This window comes from Streptomyces sp. NPDC046881, from assembly GCF_040645015.1.
GTDB lineage: Bacteria > Actinomycetota > Actinomycetes > Streptomycetales > Streptomycetaceae > Streptomyces.
Genome location: NZ_JBEYXJ010000234.1, coordinates 1 through 1883, shown reverse-complemented (window position 1 = coordinate 1883; position 1883 = coordinate 1). Strand labels below are relative to the sequence as shown.

General features: G+C 69.7%; 1 protein-coding gene. It reads right to left on the bottom strand.

The genetic code is table 11. The annotated features are described in order from the left end of the window. Positions 1–1883: condensation domain-containing protein (locus ABZ923_RS41235; RefSeq protein ID WP_361483578.1), on the bottom strand; the 1883-nt coding region annotated here is incomplete at both ends.

Below are 1883 nucleotides of genomic sequence, written 5' to 3'. Positions count from 1 at the left end.
GGCGTGGTCACCGGGCAGGTCGACTGCCATGCCTTCTCACCGTCGGCCAGTTCCTCCACCAGGGCCACGAACGCCCCGAACGCCCCGTCCAGCACGCCTACCGGGAACAGCGCCTCCACCGCGTCCCAACTGACCAGCAACTCACCGGCCACCTCCAGGACCTGGCAGTCGAGGTGTACCTGCGGCGTCTGTGAGACACCGTCGAGCAGCCTGCCGAGCCCGGGCAGGACTCCGTCCGCGCCACCCGGCATCTCGTGGCCGAGCACGCTGGTGAACACCACCGGCATCGAGGCGTGAGCCGAGCCGTGGGCGCGCACCAGCTCGCGGATCACCCGGATCCCGCCGAACGCCCGGTGTTCCAGATCCTGGAAGAGCTGCCGCTGGACGGCCTGCGCACGCGCCCCGAACGACGGCTCACCGGCTGTGTCGACTTCGAGGAGGACGAGGTTGGTGAAATCGCCGATCAGGCGCTCGACATGCGGGTGCAGCGGCAGGCGGTCGCCGATCGTGACGTTCAGCGTGAACCGCGGCTCCTTCGCCCACAGCGCCAGCGCCTCCGCGTACGCCGCGCACAGCAGGACCGACGGTGTCACACCCCGCGCCTGCGCTCCTTCCTTCAGCCGGGCCCAACGCTCCCTGGGCACGGTGTGCGTCCGCCGCACGAACCGCGTCGGCTCATCCTGCCGGGGTGCCAGGAGCGGGAGTTCGGGAGCCGGGGGCAGGGTGTCGAGCCTAGCCAGCCAGTACGCCCGCGCCCTTTCGTCCTCACCGGCGGCTTCGACGGCCAGGCAGTAGTCGCGGAAGGACACGTCGATGGCGGGGAGTTCGCCGTCGGGGTCGGCGTACAGCTCGGCCCACTCCGAGAGCAGGATCCGTACGGATGCCGCGTCGGCGATGAGCATGTCGATGCTGAGGTGGACCCGTGTCGTCCCACCGGGCAGGCGCTGGGCGTACACCTCGAACAGCGGCCACCGGCCGGCCGGCCGTACCTCGTGCGACAGCCGGTCCCGCACGGCGGCCACCGCCTCGTCCGCTTCGGTCTGCGGCAGGCCGCTCAGGTCGGCGAAGCCGACGCGTACCTCGCCGACGTCCTCCAGCACCTGCTGACGTCCGTCGTCGCGGACCACCGCCCGCAGCATCCCGTGCCGGGCCACCAGCCGGCGCAGCACCTGTGAACCGCGCTCGGGGTCGAAGTCCCGCGACTCCAGCTCCAGATAGACGTGCGTGGAGACGTCACCCAGCTCGAACAGCCCCGACCGGCCCAGCCAGTAGGCGTGCTGGACATCCGTCAGACCGAACGGCTCACCCCACCGCGCCACGTCGGGCTCGATCCGCGCGGTCTCCACGACGCCGGCCGCCTGGATGGCGAGCGCCTGCTGGGTGATGGTGGGGTGGTTGAAGACGTCGGCGAGTTGGAGGTGGAGGCCGTGGCGGTCGGCGGCGGCGGTGGCGCGCAGAGCGAGGAGGGAGTCGGCGCCGAGTTCGAAGAGGTTGGCCGTGGTCGACAACGGGTGGGTGGGCTTGAGGAGTTCGGTCCAGATCTCGGTGAGGGTGTGTTCGACGGGGGTGGCCGGCGCGGTGAACGTGGTGGTGTGGGTCTGGTCGGGCGCAGGGAGGGCTCTGCGGTCGATTTTGCCGTTGCTGTTGAGGGGGATGTCGTCGAGGACGATGAGGACGGGCGGGATCATGTAGGCGGGGATCTTGGTCCGTAGCCAGTCGCGGAGTTCTTCGGTGTCCGTGTCGCGGTTGACAGTGGCGTAGGTGATGAGGCGTTTGGTGCCTTGGGGTGTGGTGTCGGTGGTGGTGACGGCGTTGGTGATGTGGGGGTGTGTGGTGAGTGCGGTGTCGATTTCGCCGAGTTCGATGCGGTAGCCGTTGATTTT